15 protein-coding genes and 2 tRNA genes are annotated in these 24,380 nt (G+C 38.2%); 6 read left to right on the forward strand and 11 right to left on the reverse strand.

Annotated elements, in window-relative coordinates; all coding sequences use genetic code 11:
* Window positions 1-24: 24 nt before the first annotated feature.
* From FUA48_RS00840 to FUA48_RS00850, 3 genes are all read right to left on the reverse strand, one after another.
* Window positions 25-2,367 carry a PorP/SprF family type IX secretion system membrane protein gene (locus tag FUA48_RS00840; RefSeq protein ID WP_147581676.1) on the reverse strand — a complete coding sequence of 781 codons (2,343 nt, stop codon included), beginning with the start codon at window positions 2,365-2,367 and terminating at the stop codon, window positions 25-27.
* Window positions 2,368-2,370: 3 nt separating this feature from the next.
* Complete coding sequence (locus tag FUA48_RS00845) at window positions 2,371-8,361, reverse strand: T9SS type B sorting domain-containing protein (protein ID WP_205729426.1); 5,991 nt, start codon at window positions 8,359-8,361, stop codon at window positions 2,371-2,373.
* A gap of 366 nt (window positions 8,362-8,727) precedes the next feature.
* Window positions 8,728-9,054, reverse strand: coding sequence for a YegP family protein (locus FUA48_RS00850; protein ID WP_147581678.1), 327 nt, complete (start codon window positions 9,052-9,054; stop codon window positions 8,728-8,730).
* Window positions 9,055-9,308: 254 nt separating this feature from the next.
* Here FUA48_RS00850 and FUA48_RS00855 point away from each other — a divergent pair, with 254 nt between their 5' ends.
* Window positions 9,309-9,737, forward strand: coding sequence for a hypothetical protein (locus FUA48_RS00855; RefSeq protein WP_147581679.1), 429 nt, complete (start codon window positions 9,309-9,311; stop codon window positions 9,735-9,737).
* A 97-nt stretch (window positions 9,738-9,834) separates the two neighbouring features.
* Here FUA48_RS00855 and FUA48_RS00860 read toward each other — a convergent pair.
* Both FUA48_RS00860 and FUA48_RS00865 read right to left on the reverse strand, forming a co-directional pair.
* Window positions 9,835-9,907, reverse strand: a tRNA-Met gene (locus tag FUA48_RS00860).
* 133 nt (window positions 9,908-10,040) lie between these two features.
* Window positions 10,041-10,113, reverse strand: a tRNA-Met gene (locus FUA48_RS00865).
* Window positions 10,114-10,229: 116 nt separating this feature from the next.
* Between FUA48_RS00865 and era the strand changes: the two genes are divergently transcribed.
* The 3 genes from era to FUA48_RS00880 all read left to right on the forward strand — a co-directional run bounded on the left by era (window position 10,230) and on the right by FUA48_RS00880 (window position 15,446).
* Window positions 10,230-11,114: a GTPase Era gene (gene era / locus FUA48_RS00870; RefSeq protein WP_147581680.1), complete on the forward strand. Its 885-nt coding sequence runs from the start codon at window positions 10,230-10,232 to the stop codon at window positions 11,112-11,114.
* Between the two features lie 107 nt (window positions 11,115-11,221).
* The gene (der, locus tag FUA48_RS00875; protein ID WP_147581681.1) at window positions 11,222-12,532 is read left to right on the forward strand and encodes a ribosome biogenesis GTPase Der; all 1,311 of its coding nucleotides are present in this window, start codon (window positions 11,222-11,224) and stop codon (window positions 12,530-12,532) included.
* An 88-nt stretch (window positions 12,533-12,620) separates the two neighbouring features.
* A complete protein-coding gene (locus FUA48_RS00880) occupies window positions 12,621-15,446 on the forward strand; it encodes an outer membrane beta-barrel protein (RefSeq protein WP_147581682.1) in 2,826 nt (941 codons plus the stop codon).
* Between the two features lie 53 nt (window positions 15,447-15,499).
* Here FUA48_RS00880 and FUA48_RS00885 read toward each other — a convergent pair whose 3' ends face one another.
* From FUA48_RS00885 to FUA48_RS00905, 5 genes are read right to left on the reverse strand one after another with little or no spacing between them, the layout of a single operon-like run.
* The gene (locus FUA48_RS00885; RefSeq protein WP_240732519.1) at window positions 15,500-16,291 is read right to left on the reverse strand and encodes a TPM domain-containing protein; all 792 of its coding nucleotides are present in this window, start codon (window positions 16,289-16,291) and stop codon (window positions 15,500-15,502) included.
* Window positions 16,292-16,729 carry a TPM domain-containing protein gene (locus tag FUA48_RS00890; RefSeq protein WP_147581683.1) on the reverse strand — a complete coding sequence of 146 codons (438 nt, stop codon included), beginning with the start codon at window positions 16,727-16,729 and terminating at the stop codon, window positions 16,292-16,294.
* Between the two features lie 13 nt (window positions 16,730-16,742).
* Window positions 16,743-17,330, reverse strand: a complete 588-nt coding sequence (locus tag FUA48_RS00895) for a LemA family protein (protein WP_147581684.1) — start codon at window positions 17,328-17,330, stop codon at window positions 16,743-16,745.
* 11 nt (window positions 17,331-17,341) lie between these two features.
* Complete coding sequence (locus FUA48_RS00900; RefSeq protein ID WP_129751535.1) at window positions 17,342-17,671, reverse strand: MerR family transcriptional regulator; 330 nt, start codon at window positions 17,669-17,671, stop codon at window positions 17,342-17,344.
* The gene (locus tag FUA48_RS00905; RefSeq protein ID WP_147581685.1) at window positions 17,671-18,648 is read right to left on the reverse strand and encodes a peptidoglycan DD-metalloendopeptidase family protein; all 978 of its coding nucleotides are present in this window, start codon (window positions 18,646-18,648) and stop codon (window positions 17,671-17,673) included. Before FUA48_RS00905 ends, FUA48_RS00900 begins: the two co-directional genes overlap by 1 nt.
* Before the next feature lie 158 nt (window positions 18,649-18,806).
* Between FUA48_RS00905 and alaS the strand changes: the two genes are divergently transcribed.
* Complete coding sequence (gene alaS / locus FUA48_RS00910; protein ID WP_147581686.1) at window positions 18,807-21,434, forward strand: alanine--tRNA ligase; 2,628 nt, start codon at window positions 18,807-18,809, stop codon at window positions 21,432-21,434.
* 6 nt (window positions 21,435-21,440) lie between these two features.
* A complete protein-coding gene (locus FUA48_RS00915; protein WP_147581687.1) occupies window positions 21,441-22,394 on the forward strand; it encodes a GSCFA domain-containing protein in 954 nt (317 codons plus the stop codon).
* A 29-nt stretch (window positions 22,395-22,423) separates the two neighbouring features.
* Here FUA48_RS00915 and FUA48_RS00920 read toward each other — a convergent pair whose 3' ends face one another.
* Window positions 22,424-24,184 (reverse strand): aromatic amino acid hydroxylase, encoded by a 1,761-nt coding sequence (locus FUA48_RS00920; protein ID WP_147581688.1) that lies wholly within the window; start codon window positions 24,182-24,184, stop codon window positions 22,424-22,426.
* Window positions 24,185-24,380 lie beyond the last annotated feature (196 nt).

The following is a 24,380-nucleotide window of genomic DNA, read 5'->3' on the forward strand; positions in this document are numbered from 1 at the left end:
TAATTAGTCAGTTGGTTTATCGGTTTAGTTTACATTGATGCTCATCAGCCATACTGTATCAAAGTAGGTATTGTTAACATTTGAATAGTATGAGATGAGTGCATCTCTCCAGCTTGTGTGTTTTTTAAGATATACATATCTAAAATTGTTTTGCGGATTTAGGAAAAAGTCTGCTTTTATTCCCCTGTCCTTTAATTTATTAATAAACTTATCAGTATTTTCCTGCTCACTAAACACGTTTGCTATTACATAATAGCCCGGCTCAACATCTTTAATCATGAGGACATCGCCTCTTTTTGGTGCCTGTCTTACTAAATCAGTCTTTGCAGCATAATAATCTTTTATTTCCTGCTCTGTAGTAAGATCCTCTTCTTTCCTTATATACTGTGCGGAAGGAGGTTTCGATCCCGTTTTCGCTTCCCGCGTATCGTTTGGTACCAGTTCATTTGCTTTTGTTTTAGTATTATTAGTTGGTTGATTATTACTCTTATTTGCCCCACTATTATTTGCATTGTTTCCGGCTGTTACTTCTGTAGGCCTGCCTGCTGTTGCATTATTACTTTGTGGCGGCAATGCCTCTGCATTATTAGCCTTTTTAGCTTCATTTGCCATTTCGCTTTCCATAACACTACCCTCTTCATTATTTCCGTTCCCGGTAGTATTTCCGTTATTACCCATCTTTGCTGCAACAACCGCTCCTCCTGTTACTACTGCAGCTGGGTTTACTATGTTCCCCCCTTCTGAGTTATTACCTGAATTACCAGACCTTGAAGCTGTTGGATTACTACTCCCCTGTTTTGGTTTGCTTCCGGTTGAGCTTTTTTGACCTCCTTTACCAGAGCTTCTGCCCGAAACGCCATTTTCTCTTTCCCTTCTCCTTATGTTTTCCTCTTCTGCGTCAGAGCTATCTTCCACATGAATCAGATAAGGATTTTTTTCAATTTTCTCTTCCTTCTTCTTTTCTAAGGCCAATGCTGCCTCAGTAAAATTATCATAGCGTTCTATTATTACTTCGTCTTCGCTTTTAGCGTTAGGTGGTGTTGATACCACATAATATCCGCTTCTTGCTTTTTTAAGATCTTCCACTGTTTGAGGCTCAATTGCTTCTTCTCCCGGGTCTTTCCTCTTCATGTTGAGCATTTCAGTTTTTGCTCTTTCCAGTTTTACTGCCTGCTCCCTTTTTGCATAGTCTTTAAGGTTTTTAACCTTGTTATCAAACTCTGCCTTGTTTATTTTATTTATGGAGTCTTCTCTAATTAGTGCATCAAGTAAATACTGACTATCCTCATCAAGCTCCATTCTCAGTTTTTCAAAGTCGGCTCCTTTCTCTAAATATTCCTCTTCTTCTTCCTCCGCCTCTTCAGCTATTTTGTCTTCCTTAAGTTTTTCTTCCAATTGTGCCAGTGTATCGCCAGCCTTTTTATTTTGTTGCCTCAGGCTAAGCTTATCTTTTAGCTTAAACGACATGATAATTTCATGCGAGGGGCCCAGGTTTACTAATCCATCCTTTACTGTTCTTTCGTAGGTATAACCTAAGGAAAGCCTTTTAGTTAAATGGAAACCTGCCCCAATTCCTACCCCGTAATAATTATCTACCGAGGTTTGCAGCCATCCTAACCTTGGAAAGTTTACCAGTAAAAAACCATTAAGGCTAAAACCGTATAACTCGCTCATCTTACCTCTCAGGCCAAGGTTAAAATCACTATCCTTAAAAAGGTCCTTCATGGCCACCATTTTGTGTGTATACATTAGGTGCATGGAATATGTTTTGTCAGTATACTTCTCTGACATCTCATCCGATTTAAAATCGTAATCCACTACATTCTCTGCATACACTCCAAGGTCAAAATCTTTATAATTAAAGTTTATCCCTGGCTTGATACTAACCAATGAATTGTTTCTAAGCTCTAATATCAGCGGGTCCGGCTCACCTGTTACCGTTCTTGTTTTATTAACTCCGCTATTGTAATAAGCGATGTTAAAGCCAAGAGTAAGGTTCATTCTTTCCTGAAGCCTTATGTTGTAAGAGTAGTTTGCTACTCCCCCAAAACTGGTTATTACCCCAACGTTTTGCTGATAAATACCAAAACCAAGTCCTGACTTATCTGAAAATCGTCCGGTATAAGTAAGCATATATACCTTTGGAGAATCGTCAAACTGTACCCACTGGTTACGATGATATAGCGAAACGTATGTATTATCTTCCCTGACAAAAGAGAAAGCCGGATTGTATAAGAACCTATTAAACTTTAAATTGTTCTGGTACGGAATATTAAAGGTAACTACAGGCGCATCCTGAGCGCTTACCTTTGTAAAAGCGGCTATAAAAACTAATATGAAAAATAAGGAGTGGTAGTTTTTTATCATCCGTTATTCAACAATAGTTATAGAGCCTCTCTTAGTAATCTCATTATCTTCCATAATGGTGTAATAATACACCAGGCTTTTTGTGGAATATGTAAAATCACTCTCCGGCCAGTTATTCATATAATTTGAAGCCCTGAATACAATTGTACCACTTGGGGCATATATCACAATTTCTACATTATCCTTGTTTACATATTTTGCAGGCAATGCCCACTTATCGTTTTTACCGTCGTTGTTTGGTGTAATTGTATTAGGTATGGCTATAACATTGTTTTCTACTACGCTTACCATTACTTCTCTTGTTTCCTCACAATCCCCTACAGTTGCCACTACGGTATATAAACCACCCTGAGAAACCTCAACACTTGGAGAGTTTGAAACAACCACCCCGTTTAAATACCATGTGTAGCTTTCGGCTCCACTTGCAGTAATTGTTGATGTTGTCCCTTCCGGAAGATCAAATGTAGGTCCGGTGCTTATAGCTACCTGAGACATATCATATGGTATTACTTCCAGTACATTAGAAGAAATAGTACAGTTCTCATAGCTTACCTCCATAAAATAGCTTCCGCCTTCGGTAACGGCTATAGAGTTACTGTTACCTATTACTGTGCTGCTTCCTACCTTATACCATTTGTAAGTATAAGCACTATCATTAACATTAGAAGTTATATTTATCGTGGTACCTTCTGCACAAAATACATCGTTTGTAGCTATGGTAACATTATCAATAAATCCAAGATTTACAGTTATTGTATTTGAAGCAATAGGTCCAAAGTCAGGTATTGTAACCTCAAGGTGATATTCACCACTTTCATTTACGGTAATACTTGTTCCTGTTGCTCCAGATATAGGAGTTCCATTATTGTACCACTGGTATCCGTAACCATAGTTGTTGTCAAGAATATCTATAGTACCACCCATAGGTCTTAAGGCATCAAATACAACTATATTTAGTGATGTAGCCGTATCGGCACATTCCACAAAGTCTCCATCTGGCGCAATCTGTATATCAAAGCCTATAGGATAAGTCATAATAAAGGTAAGTTCCTTTACTATACTACAATCCTGTGTTTGTTTAACTTCTATCTTATATTCACCTGCTGTGTTTACATACATTGAAGATGTAGTCTCAGTCGGTAAAACAACACCATCTTTATACCATGTAAATATTGGTGACAAGGCATTTGTAGTTACAGACAGCACTTTGTTCTCTCCCGGTATAATAACATCTTCGAGCGGAGTATCCGGAGTTAAGCTGAAATCACTTAATATTAAATCAAGAGTATTAGACACAAATGAACAGCTAGGTGTAGTTACTACCACATAATACTCGCCTTCTGCTATAGCCGTATAAACCGGGTTGTTTCCTGTTGCTACAGAAACACCGTCCTTAAACCACTCATATCCATAAGAAGGAATAGTTACACTAGAGGTAAGGTCTACCTGCGGATCATCAGGACAAAGCAGGCCACTTTGCGATATATCTACAGTACCTATACTCAATGTTATTGATACTGTGTTAGACAGTAAGGCAGAGAATCCCGGCATAATAACCTGTAGCCTGTAATTACCATTTTGGGTGGCATCGTTTACAGTATAAGATGGCGATGTAGCTCCCGGTATTGCAACACCGTTAAGGAACCACTGATAAGCATATCCTAAATCAGTCATTGGGATATTACCCTCAGAAGTTATAGCAATAAAACTTGATATATCTAAATCTACCGATGTACTCGCACATGGTGAATAAGAAGCATCCGGAGCTATAGCTATTGTAAATCCTGTAGGGTAACCCAAAACAAATGTCATTTGAGTAGTAGTGGTACAACCTATTGTTTGGGTTATGGTCACAACATACTGTCCATCCTGAGTTGCAGTTAAAGTACCTGTTGTTTCAGGTAAGGCAACCCCGTTTCTTGTCCATGCAAACTGAGGTCCCATAGCATCTGTAGTAACAGTGATAAGTTTATTTTGCCCCGGCAGTATTATATCTACCACAGGGTTAGTACTGTTTACCGAAATCGTTTCTAAAGTAACAGTAATGGTATTAGACTGCATGTTACAGGTACCATTACCTACCGTTATGTAGTAATCGCCTACTGCATTTGCAGAGTATGTCGCTGAGTTGGCTCCCGGTATTGCAACTCCATCCTTGTACCACTGGAAGCTATAAGATGGCGCTGTTAAACTTGATGAAAGTAAAGTTGTACTTCCCGGACAAATTGTAGCTGTACCGCTTATGGTTACCGTTTGTACCGCAAGGTTTATATTAACCGTATTTGACACAACAGGTGCAAAGTCCGGAAGTGTTATCTGTAAATAATAGTTACCGTTTTGTGCAGCACTTGTTATGGTTAAGCTTGGCGTAGTAGCGCCTGCCACTGCAACACCATCCTTAAACCACTGATAAGCATAACCCAAATCGGTCATTGGTACATTTCCTGATGGTGTTATGGCAATAAAGTTTGTTATATCCAGCGTAGCACTTGTACTGGTACATGCTAAATAACCTGCCTGAGGAGCTATGGTAACATCAAAACCTGTTGGATACTCAAGCACAAAAGTGTACTGTGCTGTTGCAGCACAGCCTACTGTTTGTGTTACTGTTACAACATACTCACCATCCTGGGTAGCGTTGATTGTTGAAGTAGTGCCTGCAATAGCAACGCCATCCCTGGTCCATGAGTACTGAGGCCCATTGGCATCTGTAGTAACAGTTAAAGGTTTTGTTTGTCCCGGTAGTATTAAATCCAGTGTTGGAGTACTACTGTTTATATTTACAACCGCAGTTGTTATAGTTAAAGTGTTAGACTGCATGTTACAGGTACCGTTACCCACTGTTATGTAGTAATCACCTTCAGCATTTGCAGAATAAGTTGAAGTTGTAGCTCCGGGTATTGCAACACCGTCCTTGTACCACTGGAAGCTATAAGTTGGCGCTGTTAAACTGGATGAAAGTACAGTAGAACTTCCTGAACAAATTGTAGTAGTACCACTTATGGTTACCGTTTGTACCGCAAGGTTTATATTAACTGTATTTGACACAATAGGTGCAAAGTCCGGAAGTGTTATCTGTAAATAATAGTTACCGTTTTGTGCAGCACTTGTTATGGTTAAACTTGGCGTGGTAGCTCCTGCCACCGCAACACCATCCTTAAACCATTGATATGCATAACCCAAATCGGTCATTGGTACATTTCCTGATGGTGTTATGGCAATAAAGTTTGTTATATCGAGCGTAGCAGTTGTGCTGGTACATGCTAAATAACCTGCCTGAGCAGCTATAGTAACATCAAAGCCTGTTGGATACTCAAGCACAAAAGTATATTGTGCTGTAGCAGCACAGCCTACTGTTTGTGTAACTGTTACAACATACTCACCATCCTGGGTAGCGTTGATTGTTGAGGTAGTGCCAGCAATAGCAACGCCATCCCTGGTCCATGAGTACTGAGGCCCATTGGCATCTGTAGTAACAGTTAATGGTTTTGTTTCTCCAGGCAATATCAAATCAAGTGTTGGAGTACTACTGTTTATCGTTACTGTTTCGGTTGTAATAACTAATGTGTTCGACTGCATGTTACAGGTACCATTACCTACTGTTATGTAGTAGTTACCATTTGCATTTGCCGAATAAGTCGATGAAGTTGCTCCAAGTATAGAAACTCCGTCTTTATACCACTGGAAGCTATAAGTTGGCGCAGTTAAACTGGATGATAATAAGGTGTTTCCTCCCGGACAAATTGTAGTGGTACCACTTATGGTTACCGATTGAACCGCAAGGTTTATATTAACCGTATTAGACACAACAGGAGCAAAATCTGGCATGGTAATCTGTAGGTAGTAATTACCGTTTTCAGCTGCACTGGTTATATTAAGTGTTGGGGAGGTAGCACCTGCTACTGCAACACCGTTCTTAAACCACTGATATGCATAACCCAAATCGGTCATAGGCATATTACCTAATGATGTTGTGGCTATAAAATTTGTTATTTCAAGAGTTGCACTTGTGCTGGTACAGGCAAGGTAGCCTGCCTGAGGAGCTATAGTTACATTAAATCCTGTTGGGTATTCAAGTACAAAAGTATACTGAGCAGTTTCCGGACAGCCTACTGTTTGTGTTACCGTTACTACATATTGACCGTCCTGTGTCGCATTGAGCGTAGCTGTAGTACCTGCAACAGGAACACCATCTCTGGTCCATGAATACTGAGGCCCGTTGGCATCAGTAGTAATAGTTAATGGTTTTGTTTCACCAGGCAGTATCAAATCCAATGCAGGAGTGCTACTGTTTATTGTTATTTCATCCTGAACCACACTAATTGTGTTTGACTGCTGCACACAAACTCCTGCTGTAACAGTCATATAATAATTACCTTCGGCAGTCGCTGTGTAATTATAAGTAGTTGCTCCAGGTATCACTACAGCATCTTTATACCACTGATAAGTATAACTGGAAGATGTTACATTTGAAGTTAATGTTACCGAACCACTATCACATAAAATAGAGCTTCCTGAAATTACCGGCGTAGGAGCACTTAAATTAATAGTAAGAGCATTAGAAACTATTACACCATAACCCGGAATGGTTATTCTTAATTCATAACTACCATTTAAAGTAGGGCTATTTAATGTTAAGCCCGTACCTATACCTCCTGATACGGCCACACCATCTTTATACCACTGATAGCTGTATCCTAAAGTATTACCTATAAGATTAACAATACCGCTTAAAACCGTAGCATCAAACTGGAAAATAGAAAGATCTACCGTAGCACTGCTACATGATGTGTAAGAAGGCGATGTTTGTATAAGTAAATCAAAACCGGTAGGATATACTATACTTACTGTAGCTTCTTTAACTATATTACAAGGGGTAGGCTGTGTTACTACTACTTTGTAGTTACCCGGTTGGTTAACATTTAAAGTAAGCCCGTTTGCCCCCGAAATTAATACGTTATCCTTATACCATGCTATATTTGGCGAAATTGCATCTGTTATAGCCGTTAGTGTTAAGGTTTCTCCCGGGATAATTGATGTAGGGACTGCCGGATCTATATCTAAAGTAAAATCGGTGGTATTTAGTGTAATGGAATTTGAGTCGAAGCTACAACCGTTACTTGTTAATACTAAATGATAAACACCGCCCTGTGTGGCAGCGTATGTAGCAGAGGTTGCTCCGGGTATTAAGACATTGTCTTTGTACCATTTATATGTATAACCTGGCTGCTGGAGGACGCTCGTGAGCAAAATGTTACTGGAAGGACAAATTGTTGTTTCATTGCCGGCCGATTCAATAGTTGGATAGAGTATTGATTGTGCGTTGACCTGAATTATATTTGAATAGGAATTCATGACACACGGCCCGTAATCTACAATAACGTAATAAGAACCCGCTTGAGAAACTGTAATACTACTACCTGTCTCTCCCGGTATTTCCACATAATCTTTATACCAGATATAAGTTAACTGAGGATAATATAATGGTGAAGCCGGCGTTCCAGTATTATCAATTTGTAACACCTGGCTACCGCCTCCGCATAAATTCACAGTGCTTATATTGCCATTTACAGAAAAAGGCTGATTATGTACAGCATAATAAGCCGAAAAGGCTACACTTGGAGCACTGATTTTTATCGGATTTGTACTTCTTACCCTAATCCTGTAAGCATCTCCGTAAGTATTAGAAGGAAACACAAAGCTGCCTGATACCGGCGATGTTGTATTAGTTAGTGTGGTTAATATAGTTGGAGAGGTAAAATCTCCTGTTGGACTTGAAAGCTCTACAATAAACTGATTTGTAGGGCCAAGGTTTGCAGCTGGGAAAAATGAAAAGGAGAAATTGAAGCCACCAGAACTGGCAGATGCACAGGCCTGAGTAAATCCTACACTGGGTGTAGAGATTGTTATTTGCGAGTAACCGCAAGTAACAAACCCTACACAAACTACTAAATAGTAGAATAATAGATATTTTCTAACAAAAAGGTCGTGCATCCTATAGTTGATGTTTTGGCGAATTTCAACTTTCAATAATAAACCTATGTAAACAAATTCTTATCAAAAAAACAAATCGACAAAACACTCATTAAATACGACAAATAACACCTTTTGGTTTTATATGTGTTTTTTATCGATAAAAATCGCATCTTTTTTTTGAAGTAAAATGGGGTAGAAAATAGCTGTAAAAAGAATATTTTTAATTTATTTTTTAACTTTTTTAACATTTTACAGTTAACAATATTGTTAACAAATTTTTAACAGGATAAATTTTATACCCTGTTAGTTTATTTAAAAAATAAATAAAAAAGCAGTGTTATTTGAATTAATAACACTGCTTTTAATACATATATTTTTTAATATTTATTCGTCTATAACTTCAGCATCAGGAGCGTTTTTTTTAACCGATTCAATACCATTATCCCTTCCCGAGGTGCTCTCATACATTTGGCTGCTACCTATTACCTGTCCGTTACCGGCCTTCAGATTAAAATAGTGCTTACCGTTTGCAGCTGTCTCCTTCACATATTTTTCGTCTTTTGGAGCGTTTTCTTTTACAGAAGAGATTCCGTTATCACAAGACGCTTTACTTTTATACATCTCACTTGTTAAGATAATTTCGCCGTTACCGGCTTTCAGATTAAAATAAAAATCTCCATTTTTTGCTGTTTTTCTTACAAATTTTCCCATAGTTAAATTGGTTTTTCGATTTCTATCAAATTTAACAATACACTACAAAATAAACCTTAAATTATTGTTAATAGAGTTTGTAAACAAAACAACAAAACAGCTAATTAACCATAAAATTCTTAATCAGCTGATAGTAAGATGAATGCCAATTAGTTAATTTTTTGATTAATATATAAAAATATTAAATAAATGAGCCGCAGTTTATTTAAATATTAAATAAACATTAACTTTGTAAAGTTAAAACCCCACACCCCATGAAAAAATTAACTTTATCATTACTGATAGGGCTAGTTGCCTTATTTGTAACATCTTGCGAGACTGACGAAATTAACCAATCTTCAAACGAAACCGAAGCTTCAGTAGTAAATCAGGCAGTCCCAATTCAGTTGAAAGGAGAATATACTCTCCACACTGGCGCCCCAACAACAGGCAAAGAACCCGTTGTTATTACCATATCAGACAATAAGGTATGGATAAAGGATATGTACAACCTTGATCTTATAGATTACAGGGTATTTGTAAACGGAGACTGTTGGATGATAATTTACCTTTCTGATACTACCGAACTAAGGTTTAGCGACTACATGAAAGAGCAAAACCTTATACACCTTACACTTTGGGAAAACGGCATAATGACTCAGGAATTAGGAGTTTATGACAAAACACTACCTTTACAACAATAAAAAAGAAAGCCACTCAAATGAGTGGCTTTCTTTTTTACTTATTAATTATACAAGTATAAACAAAAAAGGCTTCACAAATGTGAAGCCTTTTACTTAGTAGCGGGAACAGGACTCGAACCTGTGACCTTCGGGTTATGAGCCCGACGAGCTGCCTACTGCTCTATCCCGCGATGTTTCGGGTGCAAATATACAACATTATTATTGAAATACCTCGCCATATCTAATTTAATTACCTTTTCTAATATTTTAACACATCTCAAAAAAAACAAAAAAGGCTTCACATTTGTGAAGCCTTTTACTTAGTAGCGGGAACAGGACTCGAACCTGTGACCTTCGGGTTATGAGCCCGACGAGCTGCCTACTGCTCTATCCCGCGATGTTTCGAGTGCAAATATACAACCATTATACAGAACTACAAGAAAAACACACAAAAATCTTTTTATTTCTTCTATTGCGCTGATATGACTACCTTTGCAGCATAACTTTTTTTATATGTCACATAAAGCAGGCTTTGTAAATATTATAGGTAACCCAAATGTGGGCAAATCTACCTTAATGAACGCCTTTGTAGGCGAACGCCTTTCTATTATAACTTCTAAAGCACAAACCACAAGACACCGTATACTGGGTATTGTAAACGGAGAGGATTTTCAGGTAGTACTATCAGATACCCCGGGTATCATAAAACCGGCCTATGAGCTGCAAACATCCATGATGGATTTTGTAAAATCGGCCTTTGAGGATGCCGATGTACTTATATACATGGTAGAGATTGGAGAAAAAGAATTAAAGGACGAAGCCTTCTTTAATAAAATCATCCATGCTAAAATCCCGGTACTGCTATTACTCAACAAAATAGACAAGTCTTCTCAGGAACAACTGGAAGAGCAGGTAGCACTTTGGAAAGAAAAAGTACCTAATGCCGAAATATATCCTATTTCTGCACTAAAGAACTTTAATGTTGCCGAAGTATTCAACCGTATTTTAGAATTACTTCCTGCATCTCCTCCATATTACCCTAAAGACGCACTTACCGATAAACCGGAGCGATTTTTTGTAAACGAGACCATCCGTGAAAAAATCCTTCTTAATTACGATAAGGAAATTCCGTATGCCGTTGAGATTGAAACAGAGGAATTTTTAGAAGATGATGATATTATAAGGATAAAAGCCCTTATTATGGTAGAGCGCGATACCCAAAAAGGTATCATTATAGGCCATAAGGGAGCAGCCATTAAAAAAGTAGGCATTCAGGCAAGGGAAGACCTTGAAAAATTCTTTGGTAAGCAAATACACCTGGAGATGTTTGTAAAGGTCAACAAAAACTGGCGATCAAACTCTTTCCAGCTAAGGCGTTTCGGTTATAATCAAAAATAGAAACCATTTAAGGCATACAAAGTTAGGGCTGCAAAAACTTTACAACTTTTAACTTTGTGACTTTACAACTTATTAGTGTACTTTTGCAAAAAATTTAAAACAACGGGATGAATAATATCGTAGCCATAGTAGGAAGGCCAAATGTAGGTAAGTCTACTTTTTTTAACCGACTGATACAGCGCAGAGAAGCCATTGTAGACTCTGTGAGTGGCGTTACGCGCGACAGAAATTACGGAAAGAGCGAATGGAATGGAAAAGAGTTTTCTGTTATTGATACCGGTGGTTACATAAAAGGATCAGACGATATCTTTGAAGGCGAGATACGCCGTCAGGTAGAACTGGCTATCGACGAGGCCGATGTTATTATATTTGTTGTTGATGTTGAGGAAGGTATAACTCCAATGGACGAAGAGGTTGCCAAACTTCTTAGAAAAATTACCAAACCTATACTTCTTGCCGTTAATAAGGTAGATAATGCCATGCGCGAAAAAGACGCTTATGAGTTCTATAATCTTGGGCTTGGAGAGTATTATACCATTGCTGGTATGAGCGGTTCGGGCACAGGAGAACTTTTAGACGCCCTTGCTGATTTATTACCGGAACCGGAAGAAAAAGATGAGAATGTAGAAGCCTTACCCCGTTTTGCTGTAGTTGGACGACCTAATGCCGGTAAATCATCTTTCATTAACGCTCTTATTGGCGAAGACAGATATATAGTTACTGATATTGCCGGTACTACCCGCGATGCCATTGATACAACATACAACCGTTTTGGTTTTGAATTCAACCTGGTAGATACTGCAGGTATACGCCGTAAGGCTAAGGTTAAGGAAGACCTTGAGTTTTACTCGGTAATGCGTTCGGTTAGGGCTATTGAGCACAGTGATATATGTATCCTGATGATTGATGCTACCCGTGGTTTTGAAGGACAGGATCAGAGTATTTTCTGGCTTGCAGAGAAAAACCGTAAAGGGGTGGTAATTCTTGTAAACAAATGGGACCTTGTAGAGAAAGACACTATGAGTACCCGTGACTATGAGAAAAAAATACGCGAAGAGCTTCAGCCGTTTACCGATGTGCCTATTCTTTTCGTTTCAGCATTAACAAAACAGCGTTTACTTAAAGCACTTGAAACAGCTGTACAGGTTTTTGAAAACAGAAAACAGCGTATAGCTACTTCTAAACTTAACGAATTGATGTTGCCAATTATAGAAAACTATCCGCCACCGGCGTTAAAAGGTAAATATGTTAAGATTAAGTTCTGTATGCAGTTACCTACACCTACGCCTCAGTTTGTGTTTTTCTGTAATTTACCACAATATGTTAAAGAACCATATAAACGATACATAGAGAATAAGTTACGTGAGAATTTCGATTTTTCGGGTGTTCCGATAGATATTTATTTCCGTCAGAAATAAAGATTTTCTTGCATTTAACATACTAAAACAATTAATTAGCTGTTTATTAAGTCAAAACCTTACTAACCAGCTAATTTTTTTTGTTGCTATGAAAAAGAGTTCCTTACTCCTCTTTTTATTTTTAATGTTCTCTACATTTTGTTTCAGTCAAAGTATAACCCTCAAAGGAGTTGTTACAGACAATACCGATTACCCCCTCGAGTCGGCCACTGTATACCTTACCTCGGTTAAAGATTCCACTCTCGTTGACTATACAATTACAAACAAAAGTGGGAACTGGGAAATGAAAATCAGGCAGGTAGATAATCCTGTCAACCTTAAAATCTCATTTGTTGGCCTGGCCAATTATTCAAAACAGTACGAATCCCTCACACAGGATATTGATTTCGGCAAAATCGTACTGGAAGACCAATCTACCGAACTTTCTGAAGTTGTAATTGAAGGCGAAGTGCCTCCTGTAAGAATCAAATCGGACACTCTTGAATTTAATGCCGCTTCTTTTAAAGTACGGCCAGACTCCAATGTAAAAACCTTATTGGAACAATTACCGGGAGTAGTTGTTGGTTCAGATGGTAAAATAACCGTAAATGGTAAAGAAGTAAACCAGATTCTTGTTAACGGCAAACCCTTTTTTGACAAAGACGGACAAATAGCCCTGCAAAACCTCCCTGCCGATATGATTAACAAGGTGCAGGTTACCGATACCAAAACTAAAAAAGAAGAGGTATCAGGAGAAAAAGCCAGTGGTGATAACGCCAGCATTAACCTTACAATAGACGAAGACAAGAATAAAGGCCTCTTTGGCAAGTTCATGGCCGGATATGGCACTAACGACCGTTATGAAACCAGTGCAATAGGCAATTATTTTAAAGACAAATTAAGGATAAGCCTCTTAGCCTCTTCTAATAATATCAACTCCAGCGGCTTTTCTATGGACGAGATATTTGATAACATGGGAGGCGGAAGAAATGTGTCTGTATATGCAATGGATAACGGAGGCGTATATATAAACGGAATGATGTTTGGCGGCGGTAGCGGTATAACAAGATCTGACCTGTTTGGAGTTAATTATTCCGACGAATGGGCTAAAGATTTTGATAATACCACAAGCTATTTTTATAACAGCGCAAGTACCGATAATGACAACAAAACCCGGTTAGAAACCCTTCTTACCAATAGCGACCCTAATGATACTACAGACAGGAGAAATATACGCGAATCAATATCTAGCACTAAAAGTGATAAATATGCGCACAGCATCAAATCGGAATTCGAGATTAAGCCTGATTCAACCTCAACAATAAACTTTAGTCCTAAGTTTGTTAAGGCAAATTCAAAATCAAACAATTACAGCAGTCAGTCTACCCGAAACCAGGATGATATTTTACTTAACGAAAGTAGTGGTGATTATTACTCTGAAAATGACAACAACAGCTTTGAAAGTGAACTGGAGTATTATAAGTCTTTAAGAAGAAAAGGACGCGGTTTTGGTGTATCTTTTAGCAATACAAACAACAGAGATGACGGAAGTAACTTTAACAACTCTGTTACCAACTTTTATGGAGACGAAGACGGCGATGGTAATCCCGACACTCCGGCAGATATAAGAAATCAGGTACGATACAGTAAAACCTCTCTGGACAACTACTCAGCAGGAGTTTATTTTACAGAGCCTGTTACCGATTCTTTAAAATTAACAACCAACTTTAGTTATGAATCAGAACTATCTGTTCAAAACAGAAAAGGTTTTGATTATGATGATGCTACAGGAGACTATACTCTTGCAAATGATCTAATCACAAACTATGTTAGTTCAAGAACCAATACTGTAACCCCCGGAGCAGGTATTGAGTTAGAAAAGGAAAAATATTCGATGAGATTCAGCGGAGGAACAGCCATTACTCAGTTTAAAAATTTTTCAAGTTATCTGGGGACTGATTATAGCTTAAATAAAACCTACCTTTTGCCTGATATGGATGCATATTTCAGGTATAAGTTTGACAAATCAAAATACCTGTCATTATATTACTATTACAATGCAAACTTTCCTAGTGCGCAGCAGGTACTCCCTGTAGAAGATTTAAGTAATGCACTTTATACCTCTATTGGTAACCCTGATCTTAATCCCAGTCAGTCAAATCAATTCTATTTAAATTTCAGGAATTACGATTTCAGCACACGTTCAGGATATGGTTTCTATTCAGGACTAACTTTTTATAAAGACAATATTGCTTCGTTTACTGAGATAGATGAAAATGCGAAACAAAGCACAAGCTACACCAATATATCGGGCACTTATGACATGTATTTAGGAAGTTATTATAACAAACAGTATAAAAAAGACGCGCATACCTTTAGAGTAAATGCAGGGCTTAGTGTAAATTTCGATTTGAATAAAGGATTTACCAATCAACAGCTTTATGAGGCTGAAAATTTAAGGTTTAGCCCAAGGTTTAGTCTTACCTATGAGTATGGTGAATTATTAACCATTACTCCTTCTTATGAGCTTAATTATAACGAAACCAAATACAAGAACTACTCGATAAACGAGGCTTCTAATGTAGTTCATAATCTAAACCTTCAAACTACCAGCTACTGGCCTAAACACATAGTTTTTGGTAACGACTTTGGTTACACCTATAACTCTAATTTAGGCAGCGGATTCAAAAAGGATTTCTTTTTGTGGAACACCAGTTTAGGATATAATTTTTATCAGGACAAGCTTTTATTTAAGGTAAAAGTATATGATATACTAAACCAAAACTTAGGCAACTCAAGAAGCATTACCGCTACAGGTATTTACGAACAGCAAAATACGGTTCTAAAACGTTATTTAATGTTCTCTCTAACCTACAAGCTTAGCAAGTTTGGAGCTAAGGAAAAGAAAGGCGGAACACGAATGATACGATTCTAAATATTACAAAAAGAGGCTGCAATTGCAGCCTCTTTTTTATCTTATATATTTTATTACCAACTTCCTCCGGCACCGCCGCCATTAAAGCCGCCGCCGCCAAAGCCACCTCCGAAGCCGCCGCCAAAACCACCTCCGGAACTTCCGCCTCCAAAGCCGCCTCCGCCTCCGCCGCGACCAAGGCTACTTAGAATTATGATATCGGCAAGACTCGGCCCGCCCATACGGTTACCACGGCCTCCACCACCTCTTCTTGAAAGGATAGAGATTATTATTATAAAAAGGATAATAAAAAAGAAAACTACTCCGGCACCACTTCCCTTCTTTCCGCTTTTACGTTCTCCTTTGTACTCCCCTTTCATTACCTGCATTATCGCAGTAGTTCCCTTATCTATACCGGTAAAAAAATTACCTTTTTTAAACTCGGGTGTTATTTCATTATCTATAATAGTTTTTGTTACAGCATCCGTAAGCAAGTGCTGAGTACCCATACCGGTTTGAATGAACATATTTCTGTCATCTTTAGCGATAAGTAACAACACACCATTATCTTTACCTTTTTGACCAATACCCCATTTATCAGCTATATCAAAAGCATACTTCCATGGAGCTTCGCCTCCTGTTGTATTAACAACTACAACAACTATTTGTGTAGAAGTAGTATCGGCATAGTTGATTAATTTCTGTTCTATAGCCTGTTTTTCAGATGCACTTAAAAGCTGGGTATTAAACTCATAATAACTGGTTTGAAAACTGGGTTTTTCAGGTATTGTAACTGTTTGCCCTAAAACAATACTGCTTAAAAGCAGTAAGCTAAAGAGCATTATATTTTTAATTAAATATTTCATTTAGCTTTTTGAAATTTCATTAGACAGTTCGTTTTCATCATCAGAAGCATAAGGAAAATAGCTTTTTAAGCGTTCTCCTGCCTTTAATATCCCTTTTACCAAACCATCTTTATATTTTTTTTCTTTAAAGTTAGAAATAACTAAATCCTTAGTACTGTTCCAAAAATCATCCTCAACCACCTTATCAATACCCTCATCGCCTATTATGGCGAAGGTATGATCGCTAACCCCTACGTAAAATAAAACTCCGTTACGAGCGGCAGTAGCCTCCATGCCTAATTGATAAAAAACCTCCTGAGCTCTTTCGAGTGGAGGTTTTTCTGAATGATTTTCGATATGTACCCTGATTTCTCCTGAAGTGTTCTTTTCTGCTAAAACAATTGCTTCAACAATTTCTTTTTCTTCTTCCGGAGTTAAAAATTCTTCGGTTACAGACATCTTTTCTATTTTCTTATTTAAAGTTAAATTCAACATCCGGTGCCTTTTCCGCTCCTTCATCCGATTTAAATCTCGGCATATCCTCAAAGCCAAACATATTGGCAAAAATTACTGCAGGAAAACGGTGTTTTTTAACATCATAAGTGTTTACCGCTTCATTGTATCTGTCTCTGGCTACATTAATTCTGTTTTCTGTGCCTTCAAGCTGAGACTGTAAAGCAAGGAAATTTTGGTTCGCTTTTAACTCAGGATAACGCTCAACAGAAACCAGTAGCCTTGATAAAGCTCCCGATACTCCGTTTTGAGCCTGTTGAAACTGTGCTAATTGTTCCGGTGTAATATTAGCAGGGTCTATAGTAACCGCTGTAGCTTTAGCACGTGCTTCAACTACTTCAGTCAATGTGCTTCTTTCAAAATCTGCTGCACCCTGTACTGTTTTAACAAGATTACCAATAAGGTCATTTCTTCTTTGATAGCTACTCTCTACATTAGCCCACGTCGTTTTTGCATTAGCTCTTACAGATACTAATCCATTATAAGATGAAGCAACCCAAATACCCAGAATTGCAAGTACCACAATAGCAATAATCCACTTTTTCATTTGCGTTTGTTTTAAAGTTCGTTTTTAATGTTTAATAAACTTGTTTTAATAGCCTCCAATTTACGAATTATCTCAAACTTATCCAGAGTTTTTTTCTGGCCTTCCTTTAAGTGCACTTTTGCACCCTCCAGGGTAAAGCCTCTTTCTTTTACCAAATGATAGATAAGTTGAAGGTTTTTAACATCCTCCGGAGTAAACATCCTGTTACCCTTTGCATTCTTTTTTGGTTTAAGGATATCAAATTCCTTATCCCAAAAACGAATTAGGGATGTATTTACATCAAAAGCTGTGGCGAGTTCGCCAATAGTATAATATCTTTTTTCAGGCAGGTCTAGATGCATTAGTCAAGCGATTGGTTTTCCTGATTAGCTAATTTAGAAATTAAAATGTACTCCTGTGCAGAAATGTTTCCGTAATAGAAGTTGATAGGGTTAATAACCTCACCGCCCTTATGCACCTCATAGTGAAGGTGTGGCGCTTCAGATCGGCCTGTGCTACCCACAAAGCCTATTACATCTCCCCTTTTTACCTTTTGCCCCACCTTTACATTGTATTTGCTTAAGTGCGCATAAAGGGTTTCATAACCAAAGCCGTGCTTAATTACAATATGGTTACCATAACCTGTAGCCCTGTTATCGGCACGTTGTACCACACCGTCTCCGGTAGCATAGATAGGAGTTCCGGTTTTTGCCGAAAAGTCCATACCGGCATGAAACTTCCTGATTTTAGTAAACGGGTCGCTCCTGTAACCAAAACCGGATGCCATGTGGCGCAGGTCTTCATTCTTTACAGGCTGTATTGCCGGGATTGCTGCCAGCAGCTGCTGCTTATCTTTAGCCAGTTTGGCAATTTCATCAAGCGATTTAGACTGCACAACAAGCTCTTTAGACAATACATCAAGGCGTTCTGTAGTATTTCTTACCAGTTTAGTATTGTTAAACCCTTCCAGTTCTTTATAACGGTTTACTCCACCAAAGCCCGCTTTACGCTGCTCATCAGGAATAGGAGATGTATTAAAGTAAGCACGATACAGGTTGTTATCTCTCTCTTCTATCGCTGCAAGAACCTCATTGGCTTCTTCCATACGCTTATTTAAAATCTCATAATTAACTTTAAGGTTTTCAATCTCCCTGGCCTGAAGCTTATCTTTAGGAGTTTCAAAAAAAGGTGTATTTAAAAGCACCACAAATGATAAAAAACCAAAAAGTGCAGACGACACCATAAAAAGTGCCACTACACCCAGACTTTTGCCTTTTTTGGGCTTAATTTTACGATACGCCAGATTTTCTGTGTCGTAATAATATTTTACCTTCGCCATGTTCTAATTTATTCTATTTTTGCACCTTACAATAAAGGTTGTAAAATCGGTAATGTGATAAACGAACAAATTTAGCAAATGTTACGGTTTTGCAGTGGTTTTTTTAAGCCAACCATCCTTTTTTTTAATTATAAAAACATAAACATTTTCATAAAGGCATGAAATCTCAGGATATCAGGAAGCAATTTTTAGATTTTTTTAAAGACAGGGGCCACCTAATAGTTCCTTCTGCACCTATCGTTACTAAAGACGACCCTACCCTAATGTTCAACAATTCGGGTATGGCACAGTTTAAGGAATTCTTTTTAGGTAACGGCACTCCTAAAAGCAAAAGGATAGCCGATACCCAAAAATGTCTTCGCGTTTCGGGTAAGCACAATGACCTTGAAGAAGTAGGTATAGACACCTACCACCATACAATGTTTGAAATGCTTGGTAACTGGAGCTTTGGCGATTACTTTAAAAAAGAAGCGATACACTGGGCCTGGGAATTGCTAACGGAAGTTTATAAAATAGACAAAGACATCCTTTATGTTACCGTGTTTGAAGGTAACAAAGAAGATAACCTTCCTATGGATCAGGAGGCTTATGATATATGGAAAGAACTTATATCGGAAGACCGAATCCTTATGGGGAGTAAAAAAGACAACTTCTGGGAAATGGGCGACCAGGGTCCTTGCGGGCCTTGCAGCGAGATTCACGTTGACATCCGTTCTGCTGAAGAGAAAGCAGAGAAATCCGGCCGTGACCTTGTTAATGCAGATCACCCACAGGTTGTAGAGATATGGAATAACGTATTCATGGAGTTTAACCGTAAGGCAGACGGCTCTCTTGAAAAACTACCTGCACAGCACGTTGATACAGGTATGGGCTTTGAGCGTCTTTGTATGGTTTTACAGGGAGTTCAGTCTAACTATGATACAGATGTGTTTACTCCGCTTATACAAAAAATTGAAAGCCTTACAGGTAAAAAATACACTATAAAAGCTTCTAACGAAGACGAAGACAAATTAAATATTGCCATTCGTGTTATTGCAGACCACGTTAGGGCTGTGGCCTTTGCCATTGCTGACGGACAGCTGCCATCTAACAATGGAGCAGGATATGTTATAAGAAGGATATTAAGAAGGGCAATCCGTTACGGATTTACTTTCCTTGATAAAAAAGAGCCGTTCATATTTGAGCTTGTTGATACATTAAGCAATCAGATGGGCGAATTCTTCCCTGAAATCAAAACTCAGAAAACACTGGTTCAAAATGTAATCCGTGAAGAAGAAACCTCTTTCCTTAGAACACTTGACCAGGGACTACAGTTACTTGAAAACGTAATTGCTTCTACCGAGGGTAAAACGGTTTCAGGACAAAAGGCATTTGAGCTTTATGACACTTTTGGTTTCCCTATCGACTTAACTGCTCTTATCTTAAGAGAAAAAGGATACAATCTTGACGAAGCCGGTTTTGAAGCGGCTATGCAGGAACAAAAAGCAAGATCGAGAGCGGCATCGGAAGTTTCGACTGCCGACTGGACTATTCTTACTCAGGGCAATACCGAAACTTTTGTGGGGTACGACCAACTGGAAAACGAGGTTAAAATTACCCGTTACCGTAAGGTTGACTCTAAAAAAGACGGAATAATTTATCAGATTGTATTAAGCGACACTCCTTTCTACCCTGAAGGCGGTGGACAGGTAGGCGATAAAGGAAAGCTTGTTTCTGCAAACGAGACCATTGAGGTTATAGATACCAAAAAAGAAAACAACCTTATTCTTCATATCACTAAAAAGCTTCCTGAAAATGTAAACGGTACTTATACTGCCGTTGTTGATGAAAAGCTTAGAAATGAGTCTGCAAGTAACCACTCTGCCACTCACCTGCTTCATCAGGCATTAAGAAGTGTATTAGGTACACATGTTGAGCAAAAAGGATCGTTGGTAAGCCCTAATTATCTTCGTTTTGACTTTTCTCACTTCTCTAAGGTAACTGACGAAGAACTTAAAGAAGTAGAAGATTTTGTAAACGCAAGAATACAGGAACACCTGCCGTTAATTGAGAGAAGAAGCATACCGTTCCAACAGGCAATAGAAGAAGGCGCAATGGCATTATTCGGCGAAAAATACGGCGATAATGTACGTGCTATTAAATTTGGTGAAAGTATGGAGCTTTGCGGGGGTATACACGTAAAGAATACTGCCGATATATGGTATTTTAAAATTGTTAGCGAAGGCGCAGTTGCTGCTGGTATACGTCGTATTGAGGCTATTACTAACGAGGCAGTAAAAGAGCATTTCGCTTCTCAGGAAAATGTACTTAACGAAATTAAGACTGCACTTAAAAACCCGCAGGATACCCTCAAAGCCGTATCTTCATTACAGGACGAGAACACCAAGCTTAAAAAGCAGATTGAAGCCCTATTGAAAGACAAAGCAAAAAATCTTAAAGGTGAACTTGCTGCCGAGATACAGGAACTAAACGGGGTTAAGTTTTTAGCTAAACAGGTAGATCTTGATCCTGCAGGTGCTAAAGACCTTGTTTATGAATTAGGCAACCTTGGTACTAACCTGTTTATTGTACTTGCTACAGCGCAGGACGACAAACCAATGTTAACCTGCTATATATCTAAAGAGCTTGTAGCAGAAAAAGGCCTTAACGCAGGACAGGTAGTACGCGAACTGGGTAAACATATCCAGGGCGGCGGTGGCGGACAGCCGTTCTTTGCTACTGCAGGTGGTAAAAACGTAAACGGTATAAATGATGCCCTGGCAGCAGCAGCAGATTTTATAAAATAATAAAACATGCAATTCAGAACCCAAATACCTGTTTCAAAAAGTAACAATCCAATTAGTTATGATTCTGAGATAGTGTCTTTGGGTTCTTGTTTTGCAGTAAATATGGGAGAGAAATTTAATTACTTTAAATTTCAAAACACCATTAATCCTTTTGGCATACTGTTTCATCCTGTTGCCCTTAAAAAGTTTATTGACTATTCTTTAGCTGATAAAGAATTTACTGAGACCGACATCTTTTATCATAACGAACGCTGGCATTGCTTTGACGCCCATTCAGACCTTAGCAGCACAGATAAAGAAGAATTACTGGCAAACCTTAGCAACGCAACTAAAAATACGCTTAGCAAGCTTAAAACAGCCTCTCACCTTATTGTAACTTTAGGCACGGCATGGGTATATCGCTACAATCAAAAAAATGAGCTTGTGGCCAATTGCCACAAGGTTCCTCAAAAAGAATTTTCAAAAGAGCTATTAAATACCACTTCGATCAAAGAAGCATTATCAGGTATTATCAATAGCGTAAAAAACATTAACCCTTCTGTAAATATAATTTTTACTGTTTCCCCTGTAAGGCATATTAAAGATGGGTTTAGTGAAAACCAATGGAGTAAATCAAACCTTATAAGTTCAGTACATGAAACTATAGCAGAGGTAAAAGAAAACCTGGCTTACTTTCCTTCGTATGAAATAATGATGGACGAACTTAGGGATTATCGCTTTTATGCCGAAGATATGATACACCCTAACCAGGTAGCCATAGACTATATATGGGAACGTTTTGCAGAAAGCCACATTACACTCGAAGCCTTTACGACCATGAAAGAAGTAGATACTGTACAAAAGGGAATGCATCACCGCTCATTTAATCCTGAATCGGAACAGCATAAAAACTTTCTTTTAAAACTGGAACAAAAGGCAAAATCCTTAAAAGATAAATACCCGCATATTATATTTAAATAAAAAGAGCGCTTAAAGCGCTCTTTTAGTTGTTAGGATATTTTTTCTTTTTCAAATATAAGTTCAAGTCCGCCCTCAATTAAATGAGCTATTTCCGGACGTTTCTTTTTAACCTCATCAAGATGCAACAGCACTTCATTAAGTAACTCCTGTTGTTTGTTTTGGTTAAGGAGCTCAGTAATTTCTACCGATAATAACCAGTCGTTAGAATGGTTTTCCTTAAGCTTCTTAAATGTATCTTCAATACTAATAGTATTAGCAACACCATCTCTGATATTTCTTATATTTTGATACAGTCCTTCCAGTTCTTCCCTTTGGGCCGATTTTTTAGCTTTTATAGTTTTGCTTGAAGGAACGTGTGTTATAAGGTCAAAGCTGTTTACATCGGCCGGGCCTGAATAAGCAGAAACTACTTTTTTACCCACAGCCATATCATAAGTACCCCATTCCGGCTGGAACAACACTTTATCCCCATTGGTTACAGTACAATCTTTAAAGCTTATCAGAATAATTTTACCCTGTATGTTTCTTGTACCGGTAATTATTTCTCCGCTAACGGTTATGTCTCCTTCAAATTCAAGGGTAACTCTTTCCCCTTCATATACACCATAAGCTTTAAGGTCACGCGGACTCATATCCTCAATAGCAAGGTTAATACCCTTAAGCTTACCAATAGGGCTACCAAAACCTTCTGCATGGTAAGATGTACCATGACCTACAAGTTCTTTTTCCCTATAGGCAAGGGCTGTACCTCCCGTTGCCTGAATATATACCGGTTTGCCTTCACTTTCAATTACATTTGTGAATACACCTGATATTTGTACTCCTGTACTTAACTCTATAGTACCTAATGCGTTTGAATTAATTAATTTTTGAATACCGGAAAGTCCACCTGTACGTAATGCCATTTTATTTGCAAATTCTTCAAGCACTAGGCTAAGATGTGCAAAATCCGGCGTTACAAAAAGTTGTGGTTGTGGCTTAGTGATATCAAAACTTTGGTATGCAGCATTAATATCATATGATAGTTTCTTTACATTATCTGTCATACACCATGCGCTTTCCCCTATTGAAGAAAGTAATCCGGCACCATATATCTTAGGATCTTCCACAGTACCTATAAGTCCGTACTCAACTGTCCACCAGTGAAGATTTCTTATAAGTGCCATTTCACTAAGCTCACCCATATCATTTTGCAATTCATCAACCCTCTTCTCGGCAGCTTCAATTTCATCCTGAGGCGTACCTTCAGCTTCTTTTAATATAGAAAGTAAGCGTATTGCCTCATATATTTCATAATCTCTGGCTGATGATATGGCTTTACAACCTATTTCGCCAAACCTTCTTAAATATTCTGCATATTCAGGGTTTGCAATAATAGGCGCATGACCGGCTCCTTCATGTATAATATCTGGCGCAGGAGTGTATTCAATATGCTCTAACTGACGGATATCTGAAGCTATTACAAGTACATTATAGGCCTGGAATTCCATAAAGGCATTAGGCGGAATAAATCCGTCTACAGCAACGGCTGCCCATCCTATTTCCTTTAATATCCTGTTCATACCATACATGCTTGGTATGTTGTTTATCTCTATACCTGTTTTTTTAAGCCCTTCTAAATAAGAGCTATGTGCCACTTTACTAAGGTAATCTACATTTTTGCGCATAACATAGCGCCACACCGCCTGATTTATAGGTGTATATTCCTCATAATCCTGCGGCTTTATAAACTGTTTAAGGTGCTTAGGCAGCCTCTCTATCAACGGATTGCTTTCTATTGTAGCATTCATAGTTAAGTAGTCTTAGTAATTGAGGTAAAATTACGAAATTCTCAATTAATTTTAATCACACAAACAGAATCAATTGTTAAAGCCTGAAAATTAGCTCCCTTTTTAAAGGAATTCGAACAAAATTTAAATTTTAACACTACCCTTTTGCAATAAAGCCCTCTATTCTCAGTTTTATTTTTACTTTTACGACCCTTAA

The sequence above is a fragment of the Flavobacterium alkalisoli genome, assembly GCF_008000935.1.
In the GTDB taxonomy this organism is placed as follows: Bacteria; Bacteroidota; Bacteroidia; order Flavobacteriales; family Flavobacteriaceae; genus Flavobacterium; species Flavobacterium alkalisoli.

What these genes read in the sequence shown, in the direction of transcription:
- FUA48_RS00840 (WP_147581676.1), bottom strand. Translation starts at nt 2,367, where the DNA reads ATGATAAAAAACTACCACTCCTTATTTTTCATATTAGTTTTTATAGCC.
- FUA48_RS00845 (WP_205729426.1), bottom strand. Translation starts at nt 8,361, where the DNA reads ATGCACGACCTTTTTGTTAGAAAATATCTATTATTCTACTATTTAGTA.
- FUA48_RS00850 (WP_147581678.1), bottom strand. Translation starts at nt 9,054, where the DNA reads ATGGGAAAATTTGTAAGAAAAACAGCAAAAAATGGAGATTTTTATTTT.
- FUA48_RS00855 (WP_147581679.1), top strand. Translation starts at nt 9,309, where the DNA reads ATGAAAAAATTAACTTTATCATTACTGATAGGGCTAGTTGCCTTATTT.
- era (WP_147581680.1), top strand. Translation starts at nt 10,230, where the DNA reads ATGTCACATAAAGCAGGCTTTGTAAATATTATAGGTAACCCAAATGTG.
- der (WP_147581681.1), top strand. Translation starts at nt 11,222, where the DNA reads ATGAATAATATCGTAGCCATAGTAGGAAGGCCAAATGTAGGTAAGTCT.
- FUA48_RS00880 (WP_147581682.1), top strand. Translation starts at nt 12,621, where the DNA reads ATGAAAAAGAGTTCCTTACTCCTCTTTTTATTTTTAATGTTCTCTACA.
- FUA48_RS00885 (WP_240732519.1), bottom strand. Translation starts at nt 16,291, where the DNA reads ATGAAATATTTAATTAAAAATATAATGCTCTTTAGCTTACTGCTTTTA.
- FUA48_RS00890 (WP_147581683.1), bottom strand. Translation starts at nt 16,729, where the DNA reads ATGTCTGTAACCGAAGAATTTTTAACTCCGGAAGAAGAAAAAGAAATT.
- FUA48_RS00895 (WP_147581684.1), bottom strand. Translation starts at nt 17,330, where the DNA reads ATGAAAAAGTGGATTATTGCTATTGTGGTACTTGCAATTCTGGGTATT.
- FUA48_RS00900 (WP_129751535.1), bottom strand. Translation starts at nt 17,671, where the DNA reads ATGCATCTAGACCTGCCTGAAAAAAGATATTATACTATTGGCGAACTC.
- FUA48_RS00905 (WP_147581685.1), bottom strand. Translation starts at nt 18,648, where the DNA reads ATGGCGAAGGTAAAATATTATTACGACACAGAAAATCTGGCGTATCGT.
- alaS (WP_147581686.1), top strand. Translation starts at nt 18,807, where the DNA reads ATGAAATCTCAGGATATCAGGAAGCAATTTTTAGATTTTTTTAAAGAC.
- FUA48_RS00915 (WP_147581687.1), top strand. Translation starts at nt 21,441, where the DNA reads ATGCAATTCAGAACCCAAATACCTGTTTCAAAAAGTAACAATCCAATT.
- FUA48_RS00920 (WP_147581688.1), bottom strand. Translation starts at nt 24,184, where the DNA reads ATGAATGCTACAATAGAAAGCAATCCGTTGATAGAGAGGCTGCCTAAG.